This is a genomic window from Streptomyces sp. NPDC050546, from assembly GCF_044457425.1.
Taxonomy (GTDB): Bacteria; Actinomycetota; Actinomycetes; order Streptomycetales; family Streptomycetaceae; genus Streptomyces.
This window is the reverse complement of sequence record NZ_JBITGX010000001.1, coordinates 1016265-1040977: the sequence shown is the minus strand read 5'-3', so window position 1 is coordinate 1040977 and position 24713 is coordinate 1016265. Positions and strand designations below refer to the sequence as shown.

The following is a 24713-nucleotide window of genomic DNA, read 5'->3' as shown; positions in this document are numbered from 1 at the left end:
GACCGCTTAGTATGCAACCCGACCCCGGTCAGACGAAGCAGTCCCGTGGAGGCCCCGCATGCAGGCATGGCAAGTGCACGAGAACGGCGAGCCGAGCGAGGTGTTGCGCCTGGCGGACGTGGCGCGACCGGTGCCCGGCGACGGCCAGGTCCTGCTGAAGGTGCGCGCCGCGAACATCAACTTCCCGGACGCCCTGCTGTGCCGGGGCCAGTACCAGGTCAGGCCCCCGTTGCCGTTCACCCCCGGCGTGGAGATCTGCGGCGAGACCGAGGACGGCCGCCGGGTGATCGCCAACCCGGCGCTGCCCCACGGCGGCTTCGCCGAGTACGCCGTCGCCGATGCCGCCGCACTGCTGCCCGCGCCGGACGCCCTGGACGACGCGGAGGCCGCGGCCCTGCACATCGGCTACCAGACCGGCTGGTTCGGGCTGCACCGCCGGGCCGGTCTGGAGGCCGGCGAGACCCTGCTCGTCCACGCTGCCGCAGGAGGGGTCGGCAGCGCGGCCGTGCAGCTCGGGAAGGCCGCCGGCGCCACCGTCATCGGTGTCGTCGGCGGTCCCGCGAAAGCGGCCGTCGCCCGTGAGCTGGGCTGCGACGTCGTGATCGACCGGCGCGCCCAGGACGTCGTCGCCGCCGTCAAGGAGGCCACCGGCGGCCGGGGCGCCGACGTGGTCTACGACCCGGTCGGCGGCGAGGCCTACGCCCAGTCCGCCAAGGTCGTCGCCTTCGAGGGGCGCATCATCGTCGTCGGCTTCGCCGGCGGCACGATTCCCAGCCCGGCCCTGAACCACGCCCTGGTGAAGAACTACTCGATCATGGGTCTGCACTGGGGCCTCTACAACACCAAGAACCCGAAGCTGGTCCAGCACTGCCACGAGCAGCTCACCGAGCTGGCCGCCCGGGGCGCGATCAAGCCGCTGGTGAGCGAGCGCGTCCCGCTCGCGGGCGCGGCCGCCGCCGTGCAGAAGGTCGCGGACGGCCTGACCACCGGACGGGTCGCCGTCGTCATGGAGGAGGCAGCAGCATGACCAGCGCGGAGCAGCGCAGTGTGATCGGCGCCGAGGAACTGCGCGGCCGTACAAGGGAGTTGCTGGCCGCGCACCCGCCGGCCTCGACCGACCGCCTGGACTTCCTCCGGGCCCGTTTCGACGCCGGCCTCGCGTGGGTGCACTACCCGGAGGGCCTCGGCGGAGTCGGGGCACCCCGTTCCCTCCAGGCCGTCGTGGACGCCGAGCTGGAGGCCGCCGGGGCGCCCGACAACGACCCGCGGCGGATCGGCATCGGCCTCGGGATGGCCGCGCCGACGATCCTCAAGTACGGCACCGAGGAGCAGAAACAGCGGTTCCTCAGGCCCCTCTGGGTGGGCGAGGAGGTCTGGTGCCAGCTGTTCAGCGAGCCGGGCGCCGGGTCCGACCTCGCCGCGCTCGGCACGCGTGCCGTCCGTGAGGGCGACAGCTGGGTCATCAACGGGCAGAAGGTCTGGACGTCCAGCGCCCATGTGGCCCGCTGGGCGATCCTCATCGCGCGCACCGACCCGGACGTGCCCAAGCACCGGGGCATCACCTACTACGTCTGCGACATGACCGACCCGGGCGTCGAGGTGCGGCCGCTGCGGCAGGTCACCGGCGAGGCCGAGTTCAACGAGGTGTTCCTCACCGATGTCCGCATCCCGGACACGCGCCGCCTCGGCGAGGTCGGCGACGGCTGGCGGGTCGCGCAGACCACGCTGAACAACGAACGCGTCGCCATCGGCGGCATGCGCCTGCCCCGCGAGGGCGGCATGATCGGACCGGTCTCCAAGACCTGGCGCGAGCGGCCCGAGCTGCGCACCCACGACCTGCACCAGCGTCTGCTGAAGCTCTGGGTCGAGGCCGAGGTCGCACGGCTCACCAGCGAACGGCTGCGCCAGCAGCTCGTGGTGGGCCAGCCCGGTCCCGAAGGCGCCGGAATGAAGCTCGCCTTCGCCCGCCTCAACCAGGAGATCAGCGGCCTGGACGTGGAACTCCTCGGCGAGGAGGGCCTGCTGTACGACGACTGGACCATGCGCCGCCCGGAACTGGTCGACTTCACCGGCCGCGAGGCCGGCTACCGCTATCTGCGCTCCAAGGGCAACAGCATCGAGGGCGGGACCACCGAGGTCCTGCTGAACATCGTCGCCGAGCGCGTCCTCGGCCTGCCCGCCGAACCGCGCACCGACAAGGACGTCGCCTGGAAGGACCTGGCCCGATGACGGATCTTCTCTACTCCGAGGAGGAAGAGGCACTGCGGGCCGCCGTACGGGACCTGCTCGCCGATCACTGCGACGCGCCCGGCGTGATCGCCCGCACCGAGTCGGACGCCCCGCACCACCGTGAGGCGTGGAAGGCGCTCGCCGACGGCATGGGCCTCGCCGGGCTCCTGGTGCCCGAGGCGAAAGGCGGCCAGGGCGCCACGCACCGCGAAGCCGCCGTCGTCCTGGAGGAACTGGGCCGCGCGGTCGCTCCCGTGCCCTATCTGACCAGCGCCGTCGTCGCCACCGAGGCACTGCTCGCCTGCGACGCCGACGATCTGCTCGCCGACCTGGCGTCCGGGCGGCGGATCGGCGCCCTCGCGGTCTCCCTCAGCGTCGCGCCCGGCACCGCCTACAAGGTCGTCCGGCACGAGGACGGCCGACTGAGCGGTGAACTGACCGGCATCGCGGACGCCGCCGTCGCGGACGTGCTGCTGGTGCCCGCCGACGACGGCGGCCTGTACGCGGTCGACGCCACGGCGGCGACGGTCACGCCCCAGGTCTCCCTGGACCTGACCCGCCCGCTGGCGACCGTCACGCTCGACGGGGTGCCGGCCCGGCTGCTGGGCGACGCCGAGCCCGCCGTACGCAGGGCGCTGACCGCCGGAGCCGGACTGCTCGCCTCCGAACAGTTCGGGCTCGCCGACTGGGCGCTGACGGAGACCGTCCGCTACCTGAAGGAGCGCAAGCAGTTCAACCGTCCCGTCGGCGGCTTCCAGTCGCTCAAGCACCGGCTGGCCCAGCTCTGGCTCGAGGTGGTCAACCTTCGCGCGGCCGCCCGCAACGCCGCCGACGCGCTGGCCACGGGCGAGGACGTCGACGTGGCGGTCACCGTAGCCCAGGCCTTCGCGGCACCCGTGGCCGTCCACGCCGCCGAGGAGGCACTGCAACTGCACGGCGGCATCGGCATGACGTGGGAGCACCCGGCGCACCTGTACCTGAAGCGTGCGAAGGCCGACTCGATCGCCTACGGCACGGCGGGCGCCCACCGCGAGGCCCTGGCCGGACTGGTCGACCTCCAGGCCCCCTGACGTACACCTGGACGTAACTGGTCGACGCGAGGAGAAAGCCCGGGAACCCCCGGGGAAAGCCCGTCCCACCCGGGGCGGGCTTTCTCGTGCGCCCCGCTCCGGCGAAGTGAACGCGTGGCGGCAGTCCGGCCAACTCCCCGCACGGGCCTGCCTCCTGGACCTGCCGGGACCCATACTCACAGGGTTCCCGTACGGCACTTCCAGGGAGGCAGAGCATGGCCCTCACCACCCGTCGCAGAGCCCTCACCACCCTCGGCGCCGCCCTCGCGGGCTCGGTCGCCCTCCCCGCCACGCCCGCGGCGGCCGGCGAACGAGGGCACGGGCGCCGCCCGTTGTGGCGCGCCCACGCCCACAACGACTACGAGCACCCGCGCCCCCTCCTCGACGCCCTCGACCACCGCTTCGGCAGCGTCGAGGCCGACATCTACCTCGTGGGCGACCAGTTGCTCGTCGCCCACGACCCGGAGGACCTCGACCCGTCCCGCACCCTCGAGTCCCTCTACCTCGAACCGCTCGCCGCCCGGGTCCGGGCCAACAAGGGCCGCGTGTACCGGGGGTACCGCGGCTCCCTGCAACTCCTCGTCGACATCAAGACCGAGGGCTCGTCGACGTATCTCGAGCTCGACCGCCATCTGCGGCGCTACCGCCATCTGTTCACGACATACGCCCACGGCCGTGTCCTCCCCGGCCCGGTCACCGCCGTGATATCCGGCGACCGGGCGGCCCGCGCACCCATGGAGGCCCAGAGCGTCCGGCGCGCCTTCTACGACGGCCGCCTCGCCGACCTCGGCAGCCAGGCGCCGGCCTCCTTCATCCCGCTGATCAGCGACAACTGGACGCTCAACTTCACCTGGCAGGGCGTGGGCGCGTTCCCGGACCCCGAGCGGGAGAAGCTGCGGGGCATCGTCCGGGCCGCGCACGCGCGGGGGCAGAGGGTGCGGTTCTGGGCGACCCCGGATCTGGCCGGACCCGCCCGTGACGCGGTGTGGGCCGAACTGCTCGCCGCGGACGTCGACCATCTCAACACCGATGACCTCGCCGGACTGGAGGCGTTCCTGGACGCCCGCCGGGCGGCGTAGGACATCACACGTTCGGCGGACAGGTCAGCCACCCGGACGAACCCTCCGCTACGCCACACTTGCGGCCGAACGCCGTGAATCGGATAGGGCGGCGTGGCGGAGGAGTTGACGATGGCCATTTCCATCTCTGTGGTGCTGCTGCTCGTGATCCTTGCGGTGATCTTCCTGCGCAACGGCGGGCTGAAGGTCTCCCATGCGCTGGTCTGTCTGCTGCTCGGCTTCTATCTGGCCAGCACGAGCATCGCCCCCACCATCCACAGCGGGATCACGGCCACGGCGGAGATCGTCAGCAGCTTGAGGCCTTGAGGCCTTGAGGCCTTGAGGCCTTGAGGCCTTGAGGCATGAGGCCTTGAAGCCCTGAGCCCCTGAGGCCTGAGTCCTGAGGCCGTCAGCCCGAGAACACGCCGATGCCGTTCGGGACGGCGCGTTCCGCCCCGCCGCTCGGGTGGTTGCGTACGGACACGGTGCTCGCGCCCGGCTTCCGGGCGACCAGCGTCGACGACCCGCCGCCGTCCAGGCTCAAGGCCTCCCGCGAACCCAGCCGTCGCATGGTGTCGGCCACTTCGGCGATCGTCAGGCCGCTGCGGTAGGCGGTGCCACCGTCCAGCGCGAGCAGCAGCATGCGCCGCCCGTCGTCGGCGAGCCCCACGGCCGTACGGACGGCCGACGCCGTGTCGTCCAGACCCGGCAGCGGCCGGCCGCCCGAGAGGACCGGGTAGCCGCCGAGCGCGAGACGGTACGGGACGCCGCTCGTGGCCGCGACGAGGCTGTGCTCGATCTCGACCGCTTCGCCGGTGGAGAACTTCCGCAGCCGCTGGGCGCCCGCCTCCCGGCCGACCAGCACGGTCGTCCCCGCGGCGATGGGACCGCGGCCGGGGGTGTCGGCGGCCGACACGACCTTGCCGTCGCGGACCGTCACCTCGTAGGTGTCGGTGCTGCACGGAGCGGCCCGGTCCGTGTCCGTGCCGCAGGTGGCACGCACCCGGGAGGCGCTGCCCCACTCGGAGGTGAACGCGCCGACGGAACCCACCGGAAGCGCGTACTGGTTGAGCCCGCCGAGCGGCAGCCGCGACCCGGAGGCGCGGACCGAGCCGTCGAGAGACAGCCGGTCCAGCCGGGCCCGTCCGTCGGTGCCGACACCGAACACGTCCTCGGTGGTAGTGCCGGGCGGCAGCGCCGGGCCGAACCGCTGGCCGTTCGGTACGGCCGCCTTGAGGGTCCGCCCGGCCGTGATCGCCGGGCCCACGCTCGCGCCGGTCGCCTCGACGCCCGGGTGCTGCGTCTCGGTGATGTTGAAGAAGTCGCCGTTGACCCCGGCGACGGCCCTCTGGGCGTCGGCCATCCGCGAGACCTGCGCGCGCGAGGCCACCGCCCCGGGGTACAGCAGCTCCACCTGGACCCGCGGGTTGCCCAGGTCGACCTTCAGCACATGCGCGTGTGTCACCCCCTTGGCGGCCTGGATGTCGAAGTGCTCGTAGGTGACGCCCGGCGCGACACGGACGCGCTTCTGGACGGCGTCTGCCTCGGCCGCTCCCGCCACACCCGTACCGACCAGTGCGCCGAACACCGTGAGAAATGCCAGTACCGCTCTGCCTGCTCCGCGCCGCTTGTGACGACCTGTCACCGCCGTACCCCCTGATGCCTCGTCAGAAGTCCTCAGGGCAGTGGACCAGACGTCGGGGCACAGGAGTACGGCTGACTGCCGACTACGCGGGAAAAGTCGGAAAAACACACCCCTCCGGGTGCTTCAGCTGCCGTCCGTTCCGGTGGCGTACGGCGTGTAGTGCGCGGGCGAGTGGTCGATCGGCAGGCCGGGCCGCCAAGCCGTGAGGGCCTGCGCGCTGCACACGAACAGCTGCTCAGGCAGCCGGTCCAGGCCGAACCAGCGCCAGCGGCCCACGCTCTCCTCGGGCTGGTCCGCCGGCTCGCCCCGCCAGGCGGTGACCCGGGCCGCGACGGTCACCCGGACGACACCGCCCGCGTCGCCCACGAGCGTTCCCAGCAGCCGCACATCCTCCGGCCGGGCCTCGATCCCCGTCTCCTCACCCAGCTCCCGGACAACCGCCTCCTGCAAGGACTCCCCGGGCTCCACCGCCCCGCCGGGCAGCTCCCACGTCCCGAGCCGGTGCCGCCCGAGAAGCAGCCCGCGCGGCCCGTACAGGATCGCTCCGGCCCCGAGCGTGGCATGGGCGAGCGGCGGCTTGTCGATCCGCGGCCGGGAGGAGAGACGGAAGGGCCGGGTCACCTGGAAGAGCCGGTAGGACGCGTGGTTCCCGGCCTGCGGTGTGTCGAGGACCTCGACGTGCTCCACACGCAGTCCGTACTCGGTCAGCAGCTCCGTCCAGAGCTCCGGGGTGAGGACCCACATGTGGACGGTGATGTCACCGCCGCCGGCCGGCCGCAGGATCTCGGGCCGGGCCGTGACCCGGTCCGAGGGGCCGTCACCGCCCGAGTTGGTGTGCAGCACCGTGAAGCAGAGCCTGCCGCCCGGCTTGAGCGCCGCGGCGAGGGCGGGCAGCAGCCGGTGCGGGTCGAGGTACGGGACGGCATGCAGGGAGTAGATGACGTCGTACGGCTCCGCCGTGCGCAGATGCTCCACCGCGTCGGCCAGGACCAGCCGCAGCCCGGGCAGCGAGCCGTACCGGGCACGGCCCCGCTCGTACTGGCCGGCCGAGGCGTCGACCGCGTCCACCAGCGCGCCGTGGGCACGCACCAGGTGGGCGGCGTGCCGGGCCGGACCGCACCCGAGGTCCAGCACCCGCCGGCCCGCGAGCTCCCCGAGAACCTCGGCCCCCGGCCCGGTGCCCTCGACACCCCAGTCGATCCGCGTCACCTCGGACAGCTCCGTGCCACGCCGCAGATGATGGGCTCCGTACGCACGCCAGGCCTCGGCGTTGACATCCTCCGATCGTGTCACCAAGGCTCAGCCGCCCGCGGCGGCGTCGCGCGGAAGCACCCTGACACGGTGGAAGTTGCAGCCGACGAGTCGCGGCTCGTCGGCTGCGGGCGGGGTCTGGTGGGCCTTGAGCGCGATGCTCACCAGACTGAGCAGCAGGTCGACGTCCGCTTCGCAGTCGAGGTGGACCGTCACCCAGCACGATCCGGGAACCAGGTGGATCGCGCTCGAACCGGCGAGGTCGTAGTGGAACCGCTGGATGGCCCGGCGGGTGAGGTGGAGGTCCACGTCCCGTGCCGAGTGGAAGTGGACGATCTCGTCACGGACGGAACGGAGCGCCCGTCCGGTACCGCAACTCGCCGGGCCCGGCATCAGGTCGGGCCAGGCCTGCAGGCGCTCCATGGCGCGCTGGGCCAGAGTCATGGCCCCATCGTTGCGCGCTTACCGTGCCGCAACCAGAGGTTGAGCGCTTTGTAACCGGGACGTGAGGTGGGGCGGGGGACGCGAGGCGGGGCCGGAGTGCTCGGGTGGCTCCTTCTCAGCCGGAGTCTCTGACCAGTCTCAGGTAGCGCTTCCAGTCCCAGTGGCGCCCCGGGTCGGTGTGGTCGCTGCCCGGTACCTCGTGGTGGCCGATGATGTGTTCCCGGTTCCGGGGGATGCCGTACCGCGCGCAGATCGCCGCGGTGAGCCGGGCCGATTCCTGGTACACGACGTCGGTGAAGTACGAGGGCTGGTCCACCCAGCCCTCGTGCTCGATGCCGATGGCACGCTTGTTGTAGTCCCAGTTCCCCGCGTGCCACGCGATGTCGGCCTCGCGCACGCACTGCGCCACATGGCCGTCGGCCGACCGCACCACATAGTGCGCGGACACCTGCTTCCCCGGATTCCGGAAGATGGACAGGGTGCCGGAGAAGGTCGTCTGCGCGACATGGATGATCACCCGGTCGACGGGATGGCCGCGGGGACGGTTCGACGCCGTGTAGTTGGCGGCGGTCGCCGGGTGCCACTCGGCGCCCGGGTGGTCGGGGGCTTGGGGCCGGGCCGCGGCCCGGGTGCCGGGGAGCAGGACGTACGGCACGGCGGTGAGGGCTGCGCCCACGAGGACTCCTCGCCTGCTGGGGAGCGATGCTGCCTGGTTCACGACGGGATGCCTTTCGCTTCGACGGATCATCACGTTACGGCGCCTGCCGGCCCCTCAGCAGGGAGCGACGTGGATCCGTGGACGGGCGGGGGACTGTGGACAACTCGCCCACCCCATCGGGTGATTCGGGCCGTCCGGGAACCCCGGCCGGGTCCGCCCGTCCCTCGGCGGTCCGGTGGTCAGGCCCGCTCGGCGACGGCTGCCGGATCGTCCAGCACCGCCCGCACCACCGAGTGCGCGGCCCCCAGCAGCGGCCCCTGCGGGCCCAGCCGAGACACGGACACGGGACAGGCCGGACCCGCCGTGCGCCGCGCCAGCTCCTCCCGCAGCGAGGGCAGCAGCCAGGGCGCGAGACCGGACAGCTCCCCACCCAGCACCACGCTCTGCGGGTCGAGCAGGTTGACCGCCCCGGTCAGGGCCACACCGAGCGCGGTGCCCGCGTCGCGCAGGGCACGGCGTACGTCCTCGTCACCCTGGGCGGCGCGGCCCGCGAGCAGCCCCACGCGGTCCTCGCCCGGCTCCAGGCCCGCCGCACGCAGCACCGCCTCCTCACCGGCGTACTGCTCCAGGCATCCACGCCCGCCGCACGCGCACGCCGGCCCGTCCGGCCGGACCGGCACATGTCCCAGCTCGCCCGCGAAACCGCGTGTTCCCCGCAGCAGTCCGCCGTCCACGACGACGGCCGCACCGATGCCGATCTCCGCCGACACATGCAGGAAGTCGCGCGGTGTGCCGTTCTCCAGCCAGAGCTCGGCGAGCGCGCCGAAGTTGGCCTCGTTGTCCACGGTCAACGGCAGGTCCGCCGGCAGCAGGGCACCGAGGTCCGTGTCGTGCCAGTCGAGGTTCGGGGCGCGTACGACGGTCCGGGCGTCGCGCGCCACCAGACCCGGTACGGCCACGGCGAGCCCGGCGGGCCACAGGCCCTCGCCCTCCGCCTCGGCGACGACCCGGCCGATCAGCTCGGTGAGTTCCGCTGTCACTGGCCCGGGGGAGCGGCCGCGGTTCGCGCCCTGCCGTATCGCGCGCGCCCTGGTCGTGCCGCGCAGGTCGACGGCGCAGACCGCGAGATGGTCGACGCCGATCTCCGCGCCGATCCCGGCCGGGCCCCGTGCGCTGACGGCGAGCGCGGAGCCGGGGCGGCCCACCCGGCCGGGCCGCTCGGGGCCCAGCTCCTCGATCAGCCCCGAGCGGACGAGTTCGTCGACGAGCGTCGACACCGCTGCCCGGGTCAGCCCGATCCGCGACGCGACGGCGGCCCGGGACATCGGCCCCTCGGCGCGGACGGAGTGCAGGACACGGGCGAGGTTGCGGCGGCGCATGCCCTGCTGGGTGTCGGGCAGCGCGCGTCCCGGCCCGGCCGGGTGCGCCTCGTGCGGCGGTGCGGTCATGCCTGACGCCAGTCCTCAGTGGGTGTCCGTGGGCCGCTCCAGCAGCGGGGCCGCGTCGGAGAGTACCCCGGCGATCCTGGCCAGCGTCTCCTCGTCCCGCTCGACGGCGTCGAGCACCGGCCCGGCCGCCGTGTCCCAGCGACGCGCCACGGCCGCCGCGTCCTCCCCGGTCAGCAGCCCGGCCGCCTGGGCGGCGGCGCCGAGCGCCACCAGCTCCTTGGCCTCGGGCACCTGCACGGGACGCCCCGACAGCCTCCGCACGGTCTGCTGCCAGGCCGCGCCCCGGGCGCCGCCGCCGATCAGCAGCAGCGGCGCCGAGGAGTCCGCGTCCTGGTCCAGGACCAGGTCGAGCGCGCCGAGCAGGGAGTGCACGGCACCGTCGTAGGCGGCCTGGAGCAGTTGGCCGCCGGTCGTGTCGTGGCGCAGACCGTGCAACAGGCCGGAGGCGTTCGGCAGGTTCGGGGTGCGTTCGCCGTCCAGGTAGGGCAGCAGGGTGACGGCCGTACCGGGTTCCACGGCGTCGCGGTCCAGGCCCAGCAGCGTCGCGACGCGGTCGACGGCGAGTGTGCAGTTCAGGGTGCAGGCCAGCGGCAGCCAGTCACCGCGGGCGTCGGCGAAGCCCGCCACCGTGCCGCTCGGGTCGGCGGGCCGGTGCCGCGACACGGCGTACACCGTGCCCGAGGTGCCGAGGCTCATCACCGGCACACCCGGACGCAGTCCGAGGCCCAGCGCCGCCGCGGCGTTGTCGCCGGTCCCGGGCGCGACCAGAGTGCCCTTGGAGAACGGCAGCTCGTGGCTGTGCACTGTGCCCGCCACCTCCCCGGGCCGGACCACACGGGGCAGCAGGGCCGGGTCGAGCCCCACGTGCGCGAGGATCCCCTCGTCGTACGACTCCGTGCCGGACGCCCACCAGCCCGTCCCGGAGACGTCGCCGCGGTCGGTCGTGCCCTGCCCGGTGAGCCGCTCGGTGAGGTAGTCGTGGGGGAGGCGCAAGGCCCTGGTGGCCCGGACCGCCTCCGGCTCGTGCTCGGCCAGCCAGGCCCACTTGGTGACCGTGAAGGAGGCGGCGGGGACGCTTCCGGTGCGCTCGGCCCAGAACTTCGCGCCGCCCAGTTCCTCCGTCAGCCGGCGTGCCTGCGGCGCCGAGCGCACGTCGTTCCACAGCAGGGCCGGACGCACCGGCTCACCCCGCTCGTCCAGGGTGACCAGGCCGTGCTGCTGTCCGCCGACCGACACCGCGGCCGCCTCGTGCGCCGCGTCACCGCACTGGCGCAGGGCCTCGCACAGCGCGTCCCACCACTGGCGCGGATCACTCTCGCGACCGGCTCCCGAGGAGACGGTGTGCGGGGCCTGGCCGCTCGCCACGACCCGGCCGGTGGCCGCGTCGACGACCAGCGCCTTGGTGGACTGGGTGGACGAGTCCACGCCGACGACGAGCGGACCCTCGGCTGCTGACATCGGGCTTCTCCCTACTGCACGGGGCACGTGTCTCCGGTCGGAGTCACCTTGTCTCTTCCCAGAGAGGTGCTGTCTCTTCCCAGAGAGGTGCTCGCATACTAATTTGTAAATCGCCATGACGAAATAGTCTCAGCGAGCAAGGAGCCCCGGCATGAGCTACCAGCCCACCCCCGAGGACAGGTTCACCTTCGGCCTGTGGACCGTCGGCTGGCAGGGACGGGATCCCTTCGGCGACGCCACGCGGCGGGCCCTCGACCCCGTCGAGTCGGTGCAGCGCCTGTCCGAGCTCGGCGCGCACGGCGTGACCTTCCACGACGACGACCTGATCCCGTTCGGCTCGAGCGACACCGAGCGCGAGGCCCACATCAAGCGCTTCCGGCAGGCGCTGGACGCCACGGGCATGAAGGTCCCGATGGCGACCACCAACCTCTTCACGCACCCGGTCTTCAAGGACGGCGCGTTCACCGCCAACGACCGCGACGTGCGCCGCTACGCGCTGCGCAAGACCATCCGCAACATCGACCTCGCCGCCGAGCTCGGCGCCCAGGTGTACGTGGCATGGGGTGGCCGTGAAGGCGCCGAGTCCGGTGCCGCCAAGGACGTCCGCGCGGCCCTGGACCGGATGAAGGAGGCCTTCGACCTGCTCGGCGAGTACGTCATCTCCCAGGGCTACGACCTGCGCTTCGCGATCGAGCCCAAGCCGAACGAGCCGCGCGGCGACATCCTGCTGCCGACCGTCGGCCACGCGCTGGCGTTCATCGACCGCCTGGAGCGTCCGGAGCTGTACGGCGTCAACCCCGAGGTCGGGCACGAGCAGATGGCCGGGCTGAACTTCCCGCACGGCATCGCGCAGGCCCTGTGGGCGGGCAAGTTGTTCCACATCGACCTCAACGGCCAGTCCGGCATCAAGTACGACCAGGACCTGCGCTTCGGCGCCGGCGATCTGCGTGCCGCGTTCTGGCTGGTCGACCTGCTGGAGTCGGCCGGCTACACCGGCCCGCGGCACTTCGACTTCAAGCCCCCGCGGACCGAGGACCTCGACGGGGTGTGGGCGTCGGCGGCCGGCTGTATGCGCAACTACCTCATCCTCAAGGACCGGGCCGCGGCCTTCCGTGCCGACCCGGAGGTCCAGGAGGCGCTGCGCGCGGCCCGCCTGGACGAGCTGGCCCAGCCCACCGCGGCGGACGGCCTCCAGGCCCTGCTCTCCGACCGGTCGGCCTTCGAGGCCTTCGACGTCGACGCGGCCGCCGCCCGCGGCATGGCCTTCGAGCACCTGGACCAGCTCGCCATGGATCATCTGCTGGGGGCACGCGGCTGAGTTCACCGAGCCCGCTGAGTCCGTACCGCCGGGAATGCTACGGAATCATGCGATCCACGCCATGAGTCCGTAGCAACTCCCGTGCACCGCTCGCGCCTTGAGCGGTGCACGGTGACCCTGGTCGGTATGGCCCTGCCGCCCGTACCGCCTCAGCGGCGGAATCCGCTGTTCATCCTGCTCACCGCGCTCGTGGCCGCCGCAGCCGTGTGCGCGGTGGTGCTGATGGCCAGGGGGAGCGACGGCTCGCCGGACGGGGAGCCGCCCGCCGGGAGCACGAGCCGCACCCCTGGTCCGTCCTACGGCATCCCCACGAAGCTGCCCACAGCGTTGCCCAGCGAGCTGCGGACCCGGTTGCCGTCGGGCTTTCCGAGCCGATTGCCGAGTGAGCTGCCCAGCGACCTCGAATCGCTCCTCCCGTCCCTGGACGCCGGCGAGCTACTGCCGTAGGGGCGCGTCTTCCGGTGCGGCTCCCTCTCCGGGGGCCGGCTCCACCGAGGTCAGGGCCGTCGCCGGATCCTGTGCGGCGCCTCCCGCGGGCATCCAGCGGCCGCGTTCCCTGAGGTACGGCCACCATCGGCCGTCCCGGCCGAGGCGCAGCTGGACCGGTGCGCCGGCGACCGTCCACCGGTTGTCCCGCGCCCGCAGCTCCGGCCGCTCGTCCGTATCCCAGGCCGCCTCCAGGGCGGCACGCGCGCGTGCGAGCGCTTCACCCTCCACCCGCCACTCCTCGTCGAGCACGGAGAGCGCGGCCGCACCGCCGAGGTGCCAGGCACGGACCGCCGCTTCGAGGCCCTCCCGGCCGCGTCCCGACCCGTCGGCGAGACGGTCCGCCACTTCGCGTCCGGGATCGCCCGCGGCCAGCCGCACCGCGTCCTGCGCCACCGCCAACTCCGCGTCGGAGGTGCCTCGGAGGGCCTCCGCGAGCAGGCGGTGGGCCTGTACGGCGGTCCGCACGGCCAGGAACTCCAGCGCGGCCGGGTCGATGCCGGGAGCCGGCGGGGTCTCGGTGTCCAGGGACGGCGGTATCCCCGGCTCGTCGGGGAGTCCGGGCAGGGCGGGCAGCGGGGGCAGGATGTCACCGGCCCCGTACGCCTCGGCCGGGTCCACGCCCTCCGCCCCGGAGGGCTCCACGGCGGATCCGCCGCCGCGGGTCTGGAGATCGTCCAGCAGGGCGGTTTCGTCGCGGCCCCGCATCAGCATCAGAACGAACGGATCGTGGTCCAGCAGCCGCGCCACCTGGTAGCAGAGCGCCGCCGTGTGCCCGCAGTGGTCCCAGGCGTCGCAGTCGCACCGCGGCTCCAGATCGCCGAGGCCCGGCAGCAGTTCGACGCCCGCGGCCGCCGCGTCCTCGACCAGCTGCGGCGGCATCTCCCGGTCCAGCAGCGCCGCCACATGTCCGGCCCGCTCCACCGTCATGTCCAGCAAGCGGTCCCACTGTTCGGGTGAGAGCTCCTCGAGCAGGACGTCGGCCCGGTGCGTCGTGCGGTCGCGGTCCTGGACGACGGCCGTGAGCCGTCCCGGGCGCACCGACACCGCGCCGACCGCTCCCGCGCGGGCGAGCCGGCGGCCCGCCTTGAGCTGCGCCGAGTCCAGCGCCGTGTCCTCCAACGCCTTCAGCCAGGCCTGGCCCCACCAGGACCGTGCGAAGCCTCGCCCGTGCGCGGGCGGCAGTGCCGTGAACGTGCGCTCCATGTCACCGTCGTACCGGGTCATCGCGCCCCTCGCAGTTCGACCAGTTCCGCCAGTTCCGCGTCCGTCAGCTCCGTGAGCGCCGCCTCGCCGGAGCCCAGGACGGCGTCCGCCAGCTTCCGCTTGCGGACCAGCAGTTCGGCGATGCGGTCCTCGATGGTTCCCTCCGCGATGATCCGGTGCACCTGCACGGGCCGGGTCTGGCCGATGCGGTAGGCGCGGTCGGTGGCCTGCGCCTCGACGGCCGGGTTCCACCAGCGGTCGTAGTGCACGACGTGCTCGGCCCGGGTGAGGTTCAGACCGGTGCCCGCCGCCTTCAACGACAACAGGAACACCGGCACTTCGCCGTCCTGGAAGCGCCGCACCATGGCCTCGCGCTCGCTGACGGGCGTCCCGCCGTGCAGGAACTGCGAGGGCGTGCCCCGGGCGGCCAGATGCCGTTCGAGCAGGCGGGCCATCTGGACGTACTGTGTGAAGACCAGCACGCCCGCCTCCTCGGCGAGAATCGTCTCCAGCAGTTCGTCCAGCAGTTCCAGCTTCCCGGAGCGTCCGGCGATCACCGGGCGTTCCTCCTTGAGGTACTGCGCCGGGTGGTTGCAGATCTGCTTGAGGCCGGTCAGCAGCTTCACGATCAGGCCGCGTCGCGCCATGCTGCCGGCGCCGGAGATCTCCGCCAGCGCCTCGCGCACCACCGCCTCGTACAGCCCCGTCTGCTCCTGGGTGAGCGACACGGCGTGATCGGTCTCCGTCTTCGGCGGCAGCTCGGGCGCGATCCCCGGGTCCGCCTTGCGGCGGCGGAGCAGGAACGGCCGTACGAGCCGGGCCAGCCGGTCCGCGGCTGCCGGGTCCTGGCCGCCCTCGACGGCCTCCGCGTACCGTCTGCGGAAGGTGCCGAGGCGGCCCAGCAGCCCCGGAGTGGTCCAGTCGAGGATCGCCCACAGCTCCGACAGGTTGTTCTCCACCGGGGTGCCGGTGAGCGCCACGCGCGCGCGTGCGCCGATGGCACGCAGCTCCCGGGCGGTCGAGGAGTACGGGTTCTTCACGTGCTGGGCCTCGTCCGCCACGAGCATGCCCCACGGCACCCCGGCGAGCCGGGGCGCGTCCAGACGCATCGTGCCGTACGTGGTGAGCACGAACTCCCCGTCGGCCAGGTCGTCGAGGCCGCGCCGTGCTCCGTGGAAGCGCCGCACGGGGGTGCCGGGCGCGAACCGCTCGATCTCCCGCTGCCAGTTGCCCATCAGAGACGTCGGGCAGACCACCAGGGTGGGTCCGGCGGACTCGGTGTCGGTCTGCCGGTGCAGGTGCAGGGCGATCAGCGTGATCGTCTTGCCGAGGCCCATGTCGTCGGCGAGACAGCAGCCGAGGCCCAGGGAGGTCATGCCGGCGAGCCAGTTCAGGCCCCGCCGCTGGTAGTCCCGCAGGGTGGCCGCGAGGGCGGCGGGCTGCTCCACGGGCTGCTGCGCCTCGGGATCCGCGAGCCGCTCCCGCAAGGCCGCCAGCCACCCGGTGGGCCGCACCTCGACCCGGTCGCCCTCCACCTCCGCCCAGCCCGTCAGGGCCGCGCCCAGCGCGTCCACCGGTGTGACCTTGTGGTCCTGCCGGGAGCGGGCGAGCCGTACCTGCTGAGGGTCGATCAGGACCCACTGGTCACGCAGCCGCACCACGGGGCGCTTGGTCTCGGCGAGCCGGTCCAGCTCCTCGCGGCTCAGCCGCCGGTCGCCCAGCGCGAACGACCAGTTGAAGGCCAGTAGCGCGTCGGCGGACAGGAACGACGGCAGGGCCGCTGCGGACCTGCCGGACTCCTGCTCCTCCACGTCGTCGCCGAAAGTCCCCACCGGCCCCACCTCCGCGCGTGTGGAGAGCTCGCGGGTGAGTCCCTTCGGCCAGTGCACGTCGACTCCGGCCGCCGCCAGTGCACGGGCTCCCGCGCCGAGCAGCTCGGTGACCTCCTCGTCGGCGAGTTCGACCGCGTCGGGCACGGTCGCCGACAGCAGCGGCGCGAGCGGAGCCCAGGCCCGGGCGGCGCGCCGCAGGGCGAGCAGGGCGTCCATCCGCGCGCGCGGGCCGAAGTCCTCGCCCCTGGCACCCGCCCAGACGTCAGCCGCGTCCGCGACCAGTGCGGGATCGCTCACGCCGTGAACCTGGAGCACGGCCCGGAACGTCACGTCCGCGGCGGCCACCGCGTCCGTCAGGCCGGGCGCCTCGATCCGCAGCGACAGCCGCACGCCGGCGTCGTGTCCCGCGGCGACGTCGGCGGCCCAGGCCCGCTGCTCGGGAAGATGCACCGGCTCGGGCGACGCGTAGGCGGGACCGCCGGTCACCAGCGGTGCGGCTGGGGAGCGGGGCAGGGTGTCGGCGACGGCGTCGAGGAAGGCGCGCAGGAGCCGCTCCGGGTCGGGCAGCCGCAGCGGCCCCGGGCCCGCGAGCGGTACGGCGTGTGCCTCGGGCGGCATCGCGGCGGCGAGCCGGCGGAGGGCCTCGACGTCCTGGGCGCGCAGGGGGCCCGTGCGCCAGGCGTCGTGGTCGCCCGGGGACAGCCCCGGCAACAGCAGCCCCTGCGCCACGAGGTGCAGGGCGTGCAGGGCCGCGGCGCCCCAGAACACGGTGGACCGGTGCCCCTGCGCGCTCACCCGCGCGCGGGTGAGGACCGGCAGGGCCGCGTGCACCGGAACCAGGACGGCGGGCACGCTCTCCGCCTCGATTCCGTCGCTGCCCGGCACGACGACGGTCAGGTTCGTGACGGACCCCGGTGCCACGGCGGGCAGGGCCTCGCCGTCGGTGCGCCAGAAGGCGAGTCCGCCGGTGCGGGCCGGGTCGCCGGGCAGGAACACGGCGCGGCAGCGGGCCAGTTCGGAGGCCAGGGAAGCTTCGGGGGAAGGCGAGGAGGAGGGTGAGGAGGAGGGTGCCGGGGGAGTCTGGTGCTCGGCTATGGCTGATTCCTCAAACTTGACTAGTTGGTCGGAGTCGCCGAGGGTACAGCACGTCTGGCGCACACGGGTATGACTAGGGTGTGACCTGGGTCACTATGAGGAGGTCAGGGGTGTGTAGGGGTCGCACCTCAGGGATGTCTCAGGGGCGCGGTCAGGAACCGCCACAAGCGCGGACCCGTTTTCGAGACAGAGAGCGGCAGTGGCCGCGAAGGAGGCGACAGTCATGTCCAAGAACGCCAAGATCGCCGCGGGTGGTGTGGCGGCCGGGCTCATCCTGTTGATCTGGCTGCCCTGGTGGGCATCGCTCCTGATCATCCTGGGAGTCCCGGCCGCCGCGTATCTCACGCTGGACCCGTCGCAGCGGCGCAGGCTGCGCCGCGCCACCCGTAAGGAACTCGGTCGCTGAGGCGCTGATCCGGCGCGGCCGAAGGCCGTCGCCGGATCAGTTCGGCCGTACGGCCATCTTGTCGAGCGCCTCGAGGAGGCCTGGCAGTTCCGGACCCCGGCCCACGGGCAGGACCTCGCCGGGTTCCTCGTCGAGCAGCACGAAGGCCATGTCGTCGGTCCTGGCCACGAGCGACCAGCCCGGACCGTCGGCCCGCAGGATCCGCGCGTCACTCGTCGCGAACGACGACCGGACCCGGCCCAGCGGCGGCGGCGAGTCGATGTAGGTGCGGGCCTCCGCGAGGACCCGCCGGATGCCGCTGTGTCCCGGCCGGCCGTTCTCCCCGCTCCCGTCCGCGACGTCGGCCGCCTCGCCCCCTTCGCCCGACACCTCCGACACCTCTGACGACTCCGACACCTCCGAGGACCCCGACACCTCCGAGGACCCCGACACCTCCGAGGACCCCGACACCTCCGAGGACCCCGACACCTCCGAGGACTCCGTGACTCCTGAGGACTCCGTGACCTCCGAGGATTCCGGTGTCCCCGAGGACCCAGGCGCCGAAAATTCCGAGTCGTTCACCTGCTCCCGCCAGGTCGCCCACTGGAGTGCGATCTCGTCCGCGCCCAGACGCCGCTGAGCCGGCCCCCAGACGGTGGTGTCCGGCGGAGCCAGTGGCGGCCGGTCGTCGGCCTCCGGGCCGGGATCGTGCGGCGCGGGCACCCCGGGCGCCGCGACGGCGACCGCGAGCGGCCAGCCGGGCAGGGCCGCCACGACCGAGCGCTCGTCGGGCGACAGCTCGTACTCCATGCCGCAGTCCCAGGACGCGATCGCGACGGCGACCAGGGAGACGTCGTCGATCGCGACGGTCCACCGCGAGCCGTCGCCGTCCTGGCCGAGCACCAGCCCGTACCCGTCGGCGAGCGGTGCGAGACCGAGCGCCGCGCACGCCTCCGGATAGTCGTCGCCCAGGACGCTCGGGAACTTCGCAGGCGTCAGCAGTACCGCCGTCAGCACATAGAGCGCGTCGTCCGCGGCGGCGACGGCGTCCTCGTCCGTCCCGGCCATCCCAGCCTCCCCATCGTTCGTCCGATCGCGCGCACCCTAGTGCGCGCGGAAGCCGCTTGTCACGACCCTGGCAAGCGCACCCGAGCTGCAGTTTTCCGGCGGACGGGGCGAATCGGCCGTCCGGACCGTGCTCGTCACGCCGTCGGCAGCCCCAGCAACTCACGGGCCACGGTCCGCGGCGACTCGCCGCGTTCCCGCGCGAGCGCGATGACGGCCCGGCAGGCCAGCTCGTTCACCCCGAACGACAGCGCCTCCGGCGACACCCAGCCGGACGCCTCGTCGGCCCGCTCCTGGTCGTCCTCCGCGCACGCCGCGACATAGACCGCGGCAGCCTCGAAAAGGTTGGGTGGACGTTTGCCCCCGTCGGCCCTGGTCTCCGTCTTGGTCTCCGTGCGCAGCGCGCCGGCGACCCTTCCCCCGGCCTTGCGGAACCTGCCCCACATATGAACCACCTTCCCCCTGTGCGGTTGTTGCGTCTGATCTTTCATCTCCCGGTCACCAACGTAAAGTTGGAGAACCTGTGACAGAAGGGGGACGGCACGGTGAAGCGCTTCGACCGGCTGGCTCGGATCCGGCGGATGGACCCGTATCAGGAGGCCACGGAGATCTACCGGCTGAGCGTCGCGTACGAGTTCCCCTGGGACTTCACCCGCGCCCTGGAGCTGGCCCTGTACCGCACCTACGCCGTCCCGAGCATCGGCCGGCTGCTCGCGGAGACCGCGGAGCTCACGGAGCGGACGCAGAAGCGCTACGACGACACCTCGCTGCTCCTGGACGCCGTCGTCGAGCACGGCTTCGGCAGCGACCAGGGGAAGACCGCGATCCGCCGCATCAACCAGATGCACCGCGGCTACGACATCAGCGACGACGACATGCGCTACGTGCTCTGCACGTTCGTCGTGATGCCCAAACGGTGGATCGACGCCTACGGGTGGCGCAGGATGTCACGCCACGAGATCGTCGCCAGTGCCGTCCACTACGGCACGCTGGGCCGGCACATGGGCATCAAGGACATCCCCGAGACCTACGAGGAGTTCGAGACCTGCCTCGACGACTACGAGGCGGCCCACTTCGCCTGGGACGCGGAGGCCCGGCGGGTCTCGGACGCCACGCTCGACCTGATGGCGTCCTGGTACCCGCGCCCGCTCGCACCCCTGCTGCGCACCACCACCCTCGCGCTGCTCGACGACTCGCTCCTGCACGCCTTCCGCTACACCCCGCCGAGCGCCGCCACGCGCGCGTGGGTGCGTCGCGCGGTACGGCTCCGAGGGCGCGCCGTCCGGCTGATGGCGCCCCGGCGCGCCCCGCACTTCGCCCGCCAGAACTGGGAGATCAAGGGCTACCCGTACGGTTACCGCCTCGCCGACCTCGGCACGCGACCGGTCCCGGGCCTCCGCGGCTGCCCCGTGCGGCACACGGCGGAGGGTGACACCGAGCCCGGGTGACGCGGCGGAAGGGACACCGAGCCCGGGTGACGCGGCGGAAGGGACACCGAGCCCGGGTGACGCGGCGGCTCAGTCCTCGCGGACGGCGAGCGCCAGGAAGCGGGTGTCCTCGTCGGCGTACGACGTCATACGCCACCCGGAACCGGCCAGCAGCGGACGGAGGTTGGGCTCGGCGCGCAGGTCGTCCGGGGTGAGCGGGCGGCCGTGGCGTGCGGCCAGTGCCGCCCTGCCGATCGGATGGAACAGCGCCAGCACACCACCGGGACGCACCACCCGCGCCAGCTCGCGCAGGTTCTCGGCCGGGCTAGCCAGGTGCGAGACGAGGCCCGCCCCGAACACCGCGTCCAGCGACCGCGAGCGCAACGGCAGCGCGGCGACATCCGTGAGCAGCAGCTGCCCGTCGCGGTCCCGTCCGGCCCGTACGGCCTCCCGCAGCATGGCCGGGGTCAGATCGGCCCCGAGGACCACCCCCGAGGGCCCCACGGCGGCACGCAGGGGCGGCAGGGCGCGTCCGGTGCCGCAGCCCGCGTCGAGCACCAGGCCGCCCGCGCGCAGTCCGAGCTCGGCGACGGCCGCCGCGTAGGCCGGACCGTCGTCGGGGAACCTGCTGTCCCAGCCGGCGGCACGGGGGGTGAAGAACTCCTGGACACGCGTCTGGTCGTCGCTCATGTACCGCATGATTCCTCACCGGCACGGATGACACCCGGGTGCACACGTTCGAGCGTGACGCGATCGTTCAGGTACATCCTTGCGTCATATTCCAGCACCTTTCGAAATGCGCCCCCTTCGCGCGCCCTCGGCGGGTCTAGCGTCCCGGGGCCATGGGACACCTGGACCACGCCGCCCTGGGGTGGCTGACCCCCGCGCTGTCGTACGCGATGGCCTGCACAGGCGCCGCGCTCGGACTGCGCTGCACCGTCCGCGCCCTCGCCGCCACCGGGCGCTCGCGCCGCAACTGGCTCGTCACCGCCGCCTCGGCGATCGGCACCGGCATCTGGACCATGCACTTCGTGGCCATGCTCGGGTTCGCCGTCACCGGCACCGACATCCGCTACGACGTGCCGCTCACCCTCCTCAGCCTGCTCGTCGCCATGGTCGTGGTCTGCGCCGGGGTCTTCGCCGTCGGCTACGGCCGGGACCGCGGCCGGGCCCTCTTCCTCGGCGGCCTCACCACCGGCCTCGGCGTCGCGAGCATGCACTACCTGGGCATGGCGGCCGTACGCCTGCACGGCGACGTGACCTACGACCCGCTGCTCGTCGGGCTCTCCGTCCTGATCGCCGTCGTCGCGGCGACGGCGGCCCTGTGGGCGGCGCTGAACATCAAGTCGCCCGTCGCGGTCACCATCGCCTCCCTGATCATGGGCGCGGCCGTCAGCAGCATGCACTACACCGGGATGTTCGCGGTGAGCGTGCGGGTCACGCCCTCCGGGGCGGCACTGCCCGGGGCCACGGCGATGCAGTTCATCTTCCCCCTCGCCGTCGGCCTCGGGTCCTATCTCTTCCTGAGCTCGGCCTTCGTCGCACTCTCGCCGACGGCGGACGAGCGCGACGCGTCCGCCTCGGCCCAGCGGCCGGTCGAGAGCGTCGCCCCCTAGCGGGCTCCGGATGGATCTCCGCGGCGCCGCGGCGCCCGGCACGCCCCGACCACTCCCGAGCGAGGAGTCCATGCGCACACCCCGTAGGACCCCCACAACCGGCGCCGAGGCGCCGTCCCCGCCCGTGCGCGGTCGCCGCGCGCACGCCGGGCCACCGGCCGACGAGGGCCCGGAAGCGCCCTCGGGCGCCGCACCGGAAGGGCCGGTCAGGCGCGCGGAGAGCTGGCACATACGCCCGCGCACCGTGCGCGCCAAGATCGTCTGCCTGCTGATGGTGCCGGTCGTCTCCCTCCTGGCCCTGTGGGCCTACGCCACCGTCACCACCGCCCAGGACGTCTCCCGGCTGCGGCAGGTCCAGCGCGTGGACGCCACGGTCCGCGCCCCCGTCTCCGCGGCGGTCGCCGCCCTCCAGGCCGAGCGCGCTGCGGCGGTACGCCACGCCACCGACCCGTCGGCCGTACCGTCCGACGAACTGGACGAGCTCGGGCGGCGCACCGACCTCGCCGTCGGGAAGCTGCGGCTCGGCCGGGGCAACACCGTCGCCGACAGCGAGGAACTCCCCGCCGGAGTCGCAGGACGGCTGGAGGCGTTCGTCACGGGCGCCGAGGAACTCCCGCCGCTGCGGACCGCGGTGCGGGACGGGCGCGTGGGATGGTCCGAGACGTACATCCGGTACACCCGGACCATCTCGGCGGCCTTCGACGCCGGGGGCGCCCTCACCGGCATCCGGGACGCCGACCTCGGCTCCGACGCGCGCGTGCTGCTCGAATTCGCCCGCGCGGGCGAGGCGTTGGCCCAGGAGGACGCGGTGCTGGCGAGTGCCCGTCTGTCCGGCACCCTGACCGGGGAGCGGCTTCGTCTCTTCACCGGCGCCGTCGACCTGCGCCGCACCCTCACCGCATCGGCCGTCGCCGACCTGCGCGGCACCGAACGCTCCGCATGGAGCGCCCTCGCCGACAGCAGCGCCTACGCGGGTCTGGGCGACGCCGAGGACCGGATCCTCGCCCGCGGGCCCGGCGCCAGGGCGGTCGAGGCGGCGCCCGAGAGCACCTGGAACACCGCTCACACGCGCGTGCAGCTCGGCATGCGCGCGATCGAGGACGACGCGGCACGCGGGGTGGCGCAACGGGCCGACCCGTTCACCCGAGGACTGCTCACCCCGGCCGGTGCCGCCGTCCTGCTCGGTCTCGCCGCCGTCGCCGCGTCGCTCGTCATCTCCGTACGCATCGGACGGGGCCTGGTGGTGGAACTGGTGAGCCTGCGCAACGGTGCCCTGGAGATCGCCAGGCGCAAACTCCCCGAGGCCATGCGCAGACTGCGCGCGGGCGAGGAGATCGACGTCCATGCCGAAGCGCCGCCGGGACCGCCCGCTGAGGACGAGGCCGGGCAGGTCGCCGAAGCCCTCCACACAGTCCACCGCGCCGCGCTGCGGGCCGCCGTGGAGCGCGCCGAGCTCGCCAGCGGCATCTCCGGCGTCTTCGTCAACCTCGCCCGCCGCAGCCAGATCCTCGTCCACCGGCAGCTGAGCCTCCTCGACAGCATGGAACGTCGCTCCGACGACCCGAACGAGCTGAGCGACCTCTTCCGCCTCGACCACCTCACCACCCGCATGCGACGCCACGCGGAGAGCCTGATCATCCTTTCCGGGGCCGCCCCCGGCCGGGCCTGGCGTACGCCCGTGGCCCTGACCAACGTGGTCCGCGCGGCCGTCTCCGAAGTCGAGGACTACGCGCGCGTGGAAGTACGGCAACTCCCCGAAGCGGCCGTCCTCGGAACGGCAGTGGCCGACCTCACCCACCTGCTTGCCGAGATCATCGAGAACGCCGCCCAGTTCTCACCGCCCCACACGCGCGTGCGCGTCACGGGCGAACCCGTCGGCAACGGCTACGCCGTGGAGGTCGAGGACCGCGGGCTCGGCATGGGCCAGGAGACCCTCGCCGAAGCCAACCGCCGCATCGAGCAGTCCGAGGCGCTCGACCTGTTCGACAGCGACCGGCTCGGCCTGTTCGTGGTCAGCCGGCTCGCCGCCCGGCACGACGTCAAGGTCCACCTGAAGACCTCGCCCTACGGCGGCACGACCGCCGTCGTCCTGCTGCCCACCGCCCTCCTGCACACCGGGGCGACGGAACGTTCCCCCGATGAGGCGGCACCCGCGCGGCAGCCCGGGGAACGCGCCTACGCGCGCGTGCCCGACGCCACCCCGCTCCAGGACATCGTCCCCGCACCGGCCGACCGGCCCGCCCTCGTGGCTCCGGCACCGGCAACGGCCGAGACCACGAGCCACACCCCACCCCCAGGAGTCGCCACCTTGCGACTGCACCGACCCCAGGAGCAGCCCGAAGGCTCCCAGGACCTCCCGCGTCGCGTACGACAGGCCAGTCTCGCCCCCCAACTGCGCGACGGGCGCCCCGAGGAACCGTCACCGACGCCGGCCCACCGGGACGACGAACGCACCCCCGAAGTCGTACGCGACCGCATGGCGGCGTACCGCGACGGCTGGGCACGCGGCGGCGGCAGACAGCCCGGCCGCGGCACCACTCCCGGCCCCGCGGCGGGCAGAGACAGCAGAGAAGGAGACCCCGCATGATCCAGGACTCGAGCACGCGCTCCGCCCGGCGCTCCGGCGAACTCGACTGGCTGCTGGACGACCTGGTGCTCCGCGCCGGCGACATACGGCACGCCGTGGTCCTCTCCAACGACGGCCTCGCCGTAGGTGCCTCGACCGGCCTCCGGCGCGAGGACGCCGAGCACCTCGCAGCGGTCGCCTCGGGCTTTCACAGCCTCGCCAAGGGAGCGGGACGGCACTTCGGCGCCGGAGGTGTCCGCCAGACCATGGTGGAGATGGACGAGGCCTTCCTGTTCGTGGCCGCCGCCGGCGACGGCTCCTGCCTCGCCCTTCTCACCGCCGTGACAGCCGACATCGGCCTCGTGGCGTACGAGATGGCCCGCCTGGTCAAACGCGTCGGCGAGCACCTCGGCACGGCGCCCCGCGCCGACGCGCGGCCGCCCGCCGCCGGATGAG

The 24713-nt window shown here is 73.2% G+C and carries 23 protein-coding genes; 12 read left to right on the top strand and 11 right to left on the bottom strand.

Annotated elements, in window-relative coordinates; genetic code table 11:
- The first annotated feature begins 58 nt into the window (after positions 1–58).
- The 5 genes from ACIBK5_RS04555 (at position 59) to ACIBK5_RS04535 (ending at position 4684) form a co-directional block, all read left to right on the top strand.
- Positions 59–1027 (top strand): NADPH:quinone oxidoreductase family protein, encoded by a 969-nt coding sequence (locus tag ACIBK5_RS04555; RefSeq protein WP_399016081.1) that lies wholly within the window; start codon positions 59–61, stop codon positions 1025–1027.
- Between the two features lie 20 nt (positions 1028–1047).
- Positions 1048–2229 carry an acyl-CoA dehydrogenase family protein gene (locus ACIBK5_RS04550; protein ID WP_399016259.1) on the top strand — a complete coding sequence of 394 codons (1182 nt, stop codon included), beginning with the start codon at positions 1048–1050 and terminating at the stop codon, positions 2227–2229.
- Positions 2226–3299, top strand: coding sequence for an acyl-CoA dehydrogenase family protein (locus ACIBK5_RS04545; RefSeq protein WP_399016079.1), 1074 nt, complete (start codon positions 2226–2228; stop codon positions 3297–3299). The genes ACIBK5_RS04550 and ACIBK5_RS04545 overlap by 4 nt, the downstream gene beginning before the upstream one ends.
- 215 nt (positions 3300–3514) lie before the next feature.
- Positions 3515–4378: a phosphatidylinositol-specific phospholipase C/glycerophosphodiester phosphodiesterase family protein gene (locus ACIBK5_RS04540; RefSeq protein WP_399016077.1), complete on the top strand. Its 864-nt coding sequence runs from the start codon at positions 3515–3517 to the stop codon at positions 4376–4378.
- 111 nt (positions 4379–4489) lie between these two features.
- A complete protein-coding gene (locus ACIBK5_RS04535; protein WP_189724366.1) occupies positions 4490–4684 on the top strand; it encodes a hypothetical protein in 195 nt (64 codons plus the stop codon).
- 82 nt (positions 4685–4766) lie between these two features.
- Here ACIBK5_RS04535 and ACIBK5_RS04530 read toward each other — a convergent pair whose 3' ends face one another.
- The 6 genes from ACIBK5_RS04530 to xylB form a co-directional block, all read right to left on the bottom strand.
- Positions 4767–5945 (bottom strand): phosphodiester glycosidase family protein, encoded by a 1179-nt coding sequence (locus ACIBK5_RS04530; RefSeq protein ID WP_399016074.1) that lies wholly within the window; start codon positions 5943–5945, stop codon positions 4767–4769.
- Positions 5946–6125: 180 nt separating this feature from the next.
- Positions 6126–7298, bottom strand: a complete 1173-nt coding sequence (locus ACIBK5_RS04525) for an NUDIX domain-containing protein (protein ID WP_399016072.1) — start codon at positions 7296–7298, stop codon at positions 6126–6128.
- Positions 7299–7301: 3 nt separating this feature from the next.
- On the bottom strand, positions 7302–7697 hold the full coding sequence (locus ACIBK5_RS04520) for a luciferase family protein (RefSeq protein WP_399016071.1): 396 nt from the start codon (positions 7695–7697) through the stop codon (positions 7302–7304).
- Positions 7698–7812: 115 nt separating this feature from the next.
- On the bottom strand, positions 7813–8445 hold the full coding sequence (locus ACIBK5_RS04515; RefSeq protein ID WP_399016068.1) for an N-acetylmuramoyl-L-alanine amidase: 633 nt from the start codon (positions 8443–8445) through the stop codon (positions 7813–7815).
- 149 nt (positions 8446–8594) lie between these two features.
- The gene (locus ACIBK5_RS04510) at positions 8595–9803 is read right to left on the bottom strand and encodes an ROK family protein (RefSeq protein WP_399016067.1); all 1209 of its coding nucleotides are present in this window, start codon (positions 9801–9803) and stop codon (positions 8595–8597) included.
- Positions 9804–9818: 15 nt separating this feature from the next.
- Positions 9819–11261, bottom strand: coding sequence for a xylulokinase (gene xylB / locus ACIBK5_RS04505; protein WP_399016065.1), 1443 nt, complete (start codon positions 11259–11261; stop codon positions 9819–9821).
- Positions 11262–11412: 151 nt separating this feature from the next.
- Here xylB and xylA point away from each other — a divergent pair, with 151 nt between their 5' ends.
- Both xylA and ACIBK5_RS04495 read left to right on the top strand, forming a co-directional pair.
- On the top strand, positions 11413–12579 hold the full coding sequence (xylA, locus tag ACIBK5_RS04500) for a xylose isomerase (RefSeq protein ID WP_399016063.1): 1167 nt from the start codon (positions 11413–11415) through the stop codon (positions 12577–12579).
- 126 nt (positions 12580–12705) lie between these two features.
- Positions 12706–13026, top strand: a complete 321-nt coding sequence (locus tag ACIBK5_RS04495) for a hypothetical protein (protein WP_399016060.1) — start codon at positions 12706–12708, stop codon at positions 13024–13026.
- On the opposite strand, the gene ACIBK5_RS04490 is transcribed toward ACIBK5_RS04495, so the two are convergent.
- A complete protein-coding gene (locus ACIBK5_RS04490; RefSeq protein WP_399016058.1) occupies positions 13015–14292 on the bottom strand; it encodes an SWF or SNF family helicase in 1278 nt (425 codons plus the stop codon). The two genes, ACIBK5_RS04495 and ACIBK5_RS04490, sit on opposite strands and share 12 nt — an antisense overlap.
- On the bottom strand, positions 14289–17099 hold the full coding sequence (locus ACIBK5_RS04485; RefSeq protein WP_399016056.1) for a DEAD/DEAH box helicase: 2811 nt from the start codon (positions 17097–17099) through the stop codon (positions 14289–14291). The genes ACIBK5_RS04490 and ACIBK5_RS04485 overlap by 4 nt, the downstream gene beginning before the upstream one ends.
- A gap of 322 nt (positions 17100–17421) precedes the next feature.
- On the opposite strand from ACIBK5_RS04485, the gene ACIBK5_RS04480 reads away from it, so the two are divergent.
- Positions 17422–17604 carry a hypothetical protein gene (locus ACIBK5_RS04480; protein WP_382487386.1) on the top strand — a complete coding sequence of 61 codons (183 nt, stop codon included), beginning with the start codon at positions 17422–17424 and terminating at the stop codon, positions 17602–17604.
- Between the two features lie 36 nt (positions 17605–17640).
- Here the strand turns inward: ACIBK5_RS04480 and ACIBK5_RS04475 are convergent, their stop codons facing one another.
- Complete coding sequence (locus tag ACIBK5_RS04475; RefSeq protein ID WP_399016054.1) at positions 17641–18651, bottom strand: hypothetical protein; 1011 nt, start codon at positions 18649–18651, stop codon at positions 17641–17643.
- 134 nt (positions 18652–18785) lie between these two features.
- Complete coding sequence (locus tag ACIBK5_RS04470; protein ID WP_399016051.1) at positions 18786–19094, bottom strand: hypothetical protein; 309 nt, start codon at positions 19092–19094, stop codon at positions 18786–18788.
- Positions 19095–19193: 99 nt separating this feature from the next.
- Here ACIBK5_RS04470 and ACIBK5_RS04465 point away from each other — a divergent pair, with 99 nt between their 5' ends.
- Positions 19194–20096: an oxygenase MpaB family protein gene (locus tag ACIBK5_RS04465; RefSeq protein WP_399016049.1), complete on the top strand. Its 903-nt coding sequence runs from the start codon at positions 19194–19196 to the stop codon at positions 20094–20096.
- Between the two features lie 69 nt (positions 20097–20165).
- Here ACIBK5_RS04465 and ACIBK5_RS04460 read toward each other — a convergent pair whose 3' ends face one another.
- Complete coding sequence (locus tag ACIBK5_RS04460; RefSeq protein ID WP_399016047.1) at positions 20166–20765, bottom strand: class I SAM-dependent methyltransferase; 600 nt, start codon at positions 20763–20765, stop codon at positions 20166–20168.
- A gap of 152 nt (positions 20766–20917) precedes the next feature.
- Between ACIBK5_RS04460 and ACIBK5_RS04455 the strand changes: the two genes are divergently transcribed.
- The 3 genes from ACIBK5_RS04455 to ACIBK5_RS04445 all read left to right on the top strand — a co-directional run bounded on the left by ACIBK5_RS04455 (position 20918) and on the right by ACIBK5_RS04445 (position 24712).
- Positions 20918–21691 (top strand): MHYT domain-containing protein, encoded by a 774-nt coding sequence (locus ACIBK5_RS04455; RefSeq protein ID WP_399016045.1) that lies wholly within the window; start codon positions 20918–20920, stop codon positions 21689–21691.
- Between the two features lie 70 nt (positions 21692–21761).
- Positions 21762–24278 (top strand): nitrate- and nitrite sensing domain-containing protein, encoded by a 2517-nt coding sequence (locus tag ACIBK5_RS04450; protein ID WP_399016043.1) that lies wholly within the window; start codon positions 21762–21764, stop codon positions 24276–24278.
- Positions 24275–24712: a roadblock/LC7 domain-containing protein gene (locus tag ACIBK5_RS04445; RefSeq protein ID WP_399016040.1), complete on the top strand. Its 438-nt coding sequence runs from the start codon at positions 24275–24277 to the stop codon at positions 24710–24712. The genes ACIBK5_RS04450 and ACIBK5_RS04445 overlap by 4 nt, the downstream gene beginning before the upstream one ends.
- Position 24713: the final 1 nt, after the last annotated feature.

What these genes read in the sequence shown, in the direction of transcription:
- ACIBK5_RS04555 (WP_399016081.1), top strand. Translation starts at nt 59, where the DNA reads ATGCAGGCATGGCAAGTGCACGAGAACGGCGAGCCGAGCGAGGTGTTG.
- ACIBK5_RS04545 (WP_399016079.1), top strand. Translation starts at nt 2,226, where the DNA reads ATGACGGATCTTCTCTACTCCGAGGAGGAAGAGGCACTGCGGGCCGCC.
- ACIBK5_RS04540 (WP_399016077.1), top strand. Translation starts at nt 3,515, where the DNA reads ATGGCCCTCACCACCCGTCGCAGAGCCCTCACCACCCTCGGCGCCGCC.
- ACIBK5_RS04535 (WP_189724366.1), top strand. Translation starts at nt 4,490, where the DNA reads ATGGCCATTTCCATCTCTGTGGTGCTGCTGCTCGTGATCCTTGCGGTG.
- ACIBK5_RS04520 (WP_399016071.1), bottom strand. Translation starts at nt 7,697, where the DNA reads ATGACTCTGGCCCAGCGCGCCATGGAGCGCCTGCAGGCCTGGCCCGAC.
- ACIBK5_RS04515 (WP_399016068.1), bottom strand. Translation starts at nt 8,445, where the DNA reads ATGATCCGTCGAAGCGAAAGGCATCCCGTCGTGAACCAGGCAGCATCG.
- ACIBK5_RS04510 (WP_399016067.1), bottom strand. Translation starts at nt 9,803, where the DNA reads ATGACCGCACCGCCGCACGAGGCGCACCCGGCCGGGCCGGGACGCGCG.
- xylB (WP_399016065.1), bottom strand. Translation starts at nt 11,261, where the DNA reads ATGTCAGCAGCCGAGGGTCCGCTCGTCGTCGGCGTGGACTCGTCCACC.
- xylA (WP_399016063.1), top strand. Translation starts at nt 11,413, where the DNA reads ATGAGCTACCAGCCCACCCCCGAGGACAGGTTCACCTTCGGCCTGTGG.
- ACIBK5_RS04495 (WP_399016060.1), top strand. Translation starts at nt 12,706, where the DNA reads ATGGCCCTGCCGCCCGTACCGCCTCAGCGGCGGAATCCGCTGTTCATC.
- ACIBK5_RS04490 (WP_399016058.1), bottom strand. Translation starts at nt 14,292, where the DNA reads ATGACCCGGTACGACGGTGACATGGAGCGCACGTTCACGGCACTGCCG.
- ACIBK5_RS04480 (WP_382487386.1), top strand. Translation starts at nt 17,422, where the DNA reads ATGTCCAAGAACGCCAAGATCGCCGCGGGTGGTGTGGCGGCCGGGCTC.
- ACIBK5_RS04475 (WP_399016054.1), bottom strand. Translation starts at nt 18,651, where the DNA reads ATGGCCGGGACGGACGAGGACGCCGTCGCCGCCGCGGACGACGCGCTC.
- ACIBK5_RS04470 (WP_399016051.1), bottom strand. Translation starts at nt 19,094, where the DNA reads ATGTGGGGCAGGTTCCGCAAGGCCGGGGGAAGGGTCGCCGGCGCGCTG.
- ACIBK5_RS04460 (WP_399016047.1), bottom strand. Translation starts at nt 20,765, where the DNA reads ATGAGCGACGACCAGACGCGTGTCCAGGAGTTCTTCACCCCCCGTGCC.
- ACIBK5_RS04455 (WP_399016045.1), top strand. Translation starts at nt 20,918, where the DNA reads ATGGGACACCTGGACCACGCCGCCCTGGGGTGGCTGACCCCCGCGCTG.
- ACIBK5_RS04450 (WP_399016043.1), top strand. Translation starts at nt 21,762, where the DNA reads ATGCGCACACCCCGTAGGACCCCCACAACCGGCGCCGAGGCGCCGTCC.
- ACIBK5_RS04445 (WP_399016040.1), top strand. Translation starts at nt 24,275, where the DNA reads ATGATCCAGGACTCGAGCACGCGCTCCGCCCGGCGCTCCGGCGAACTC.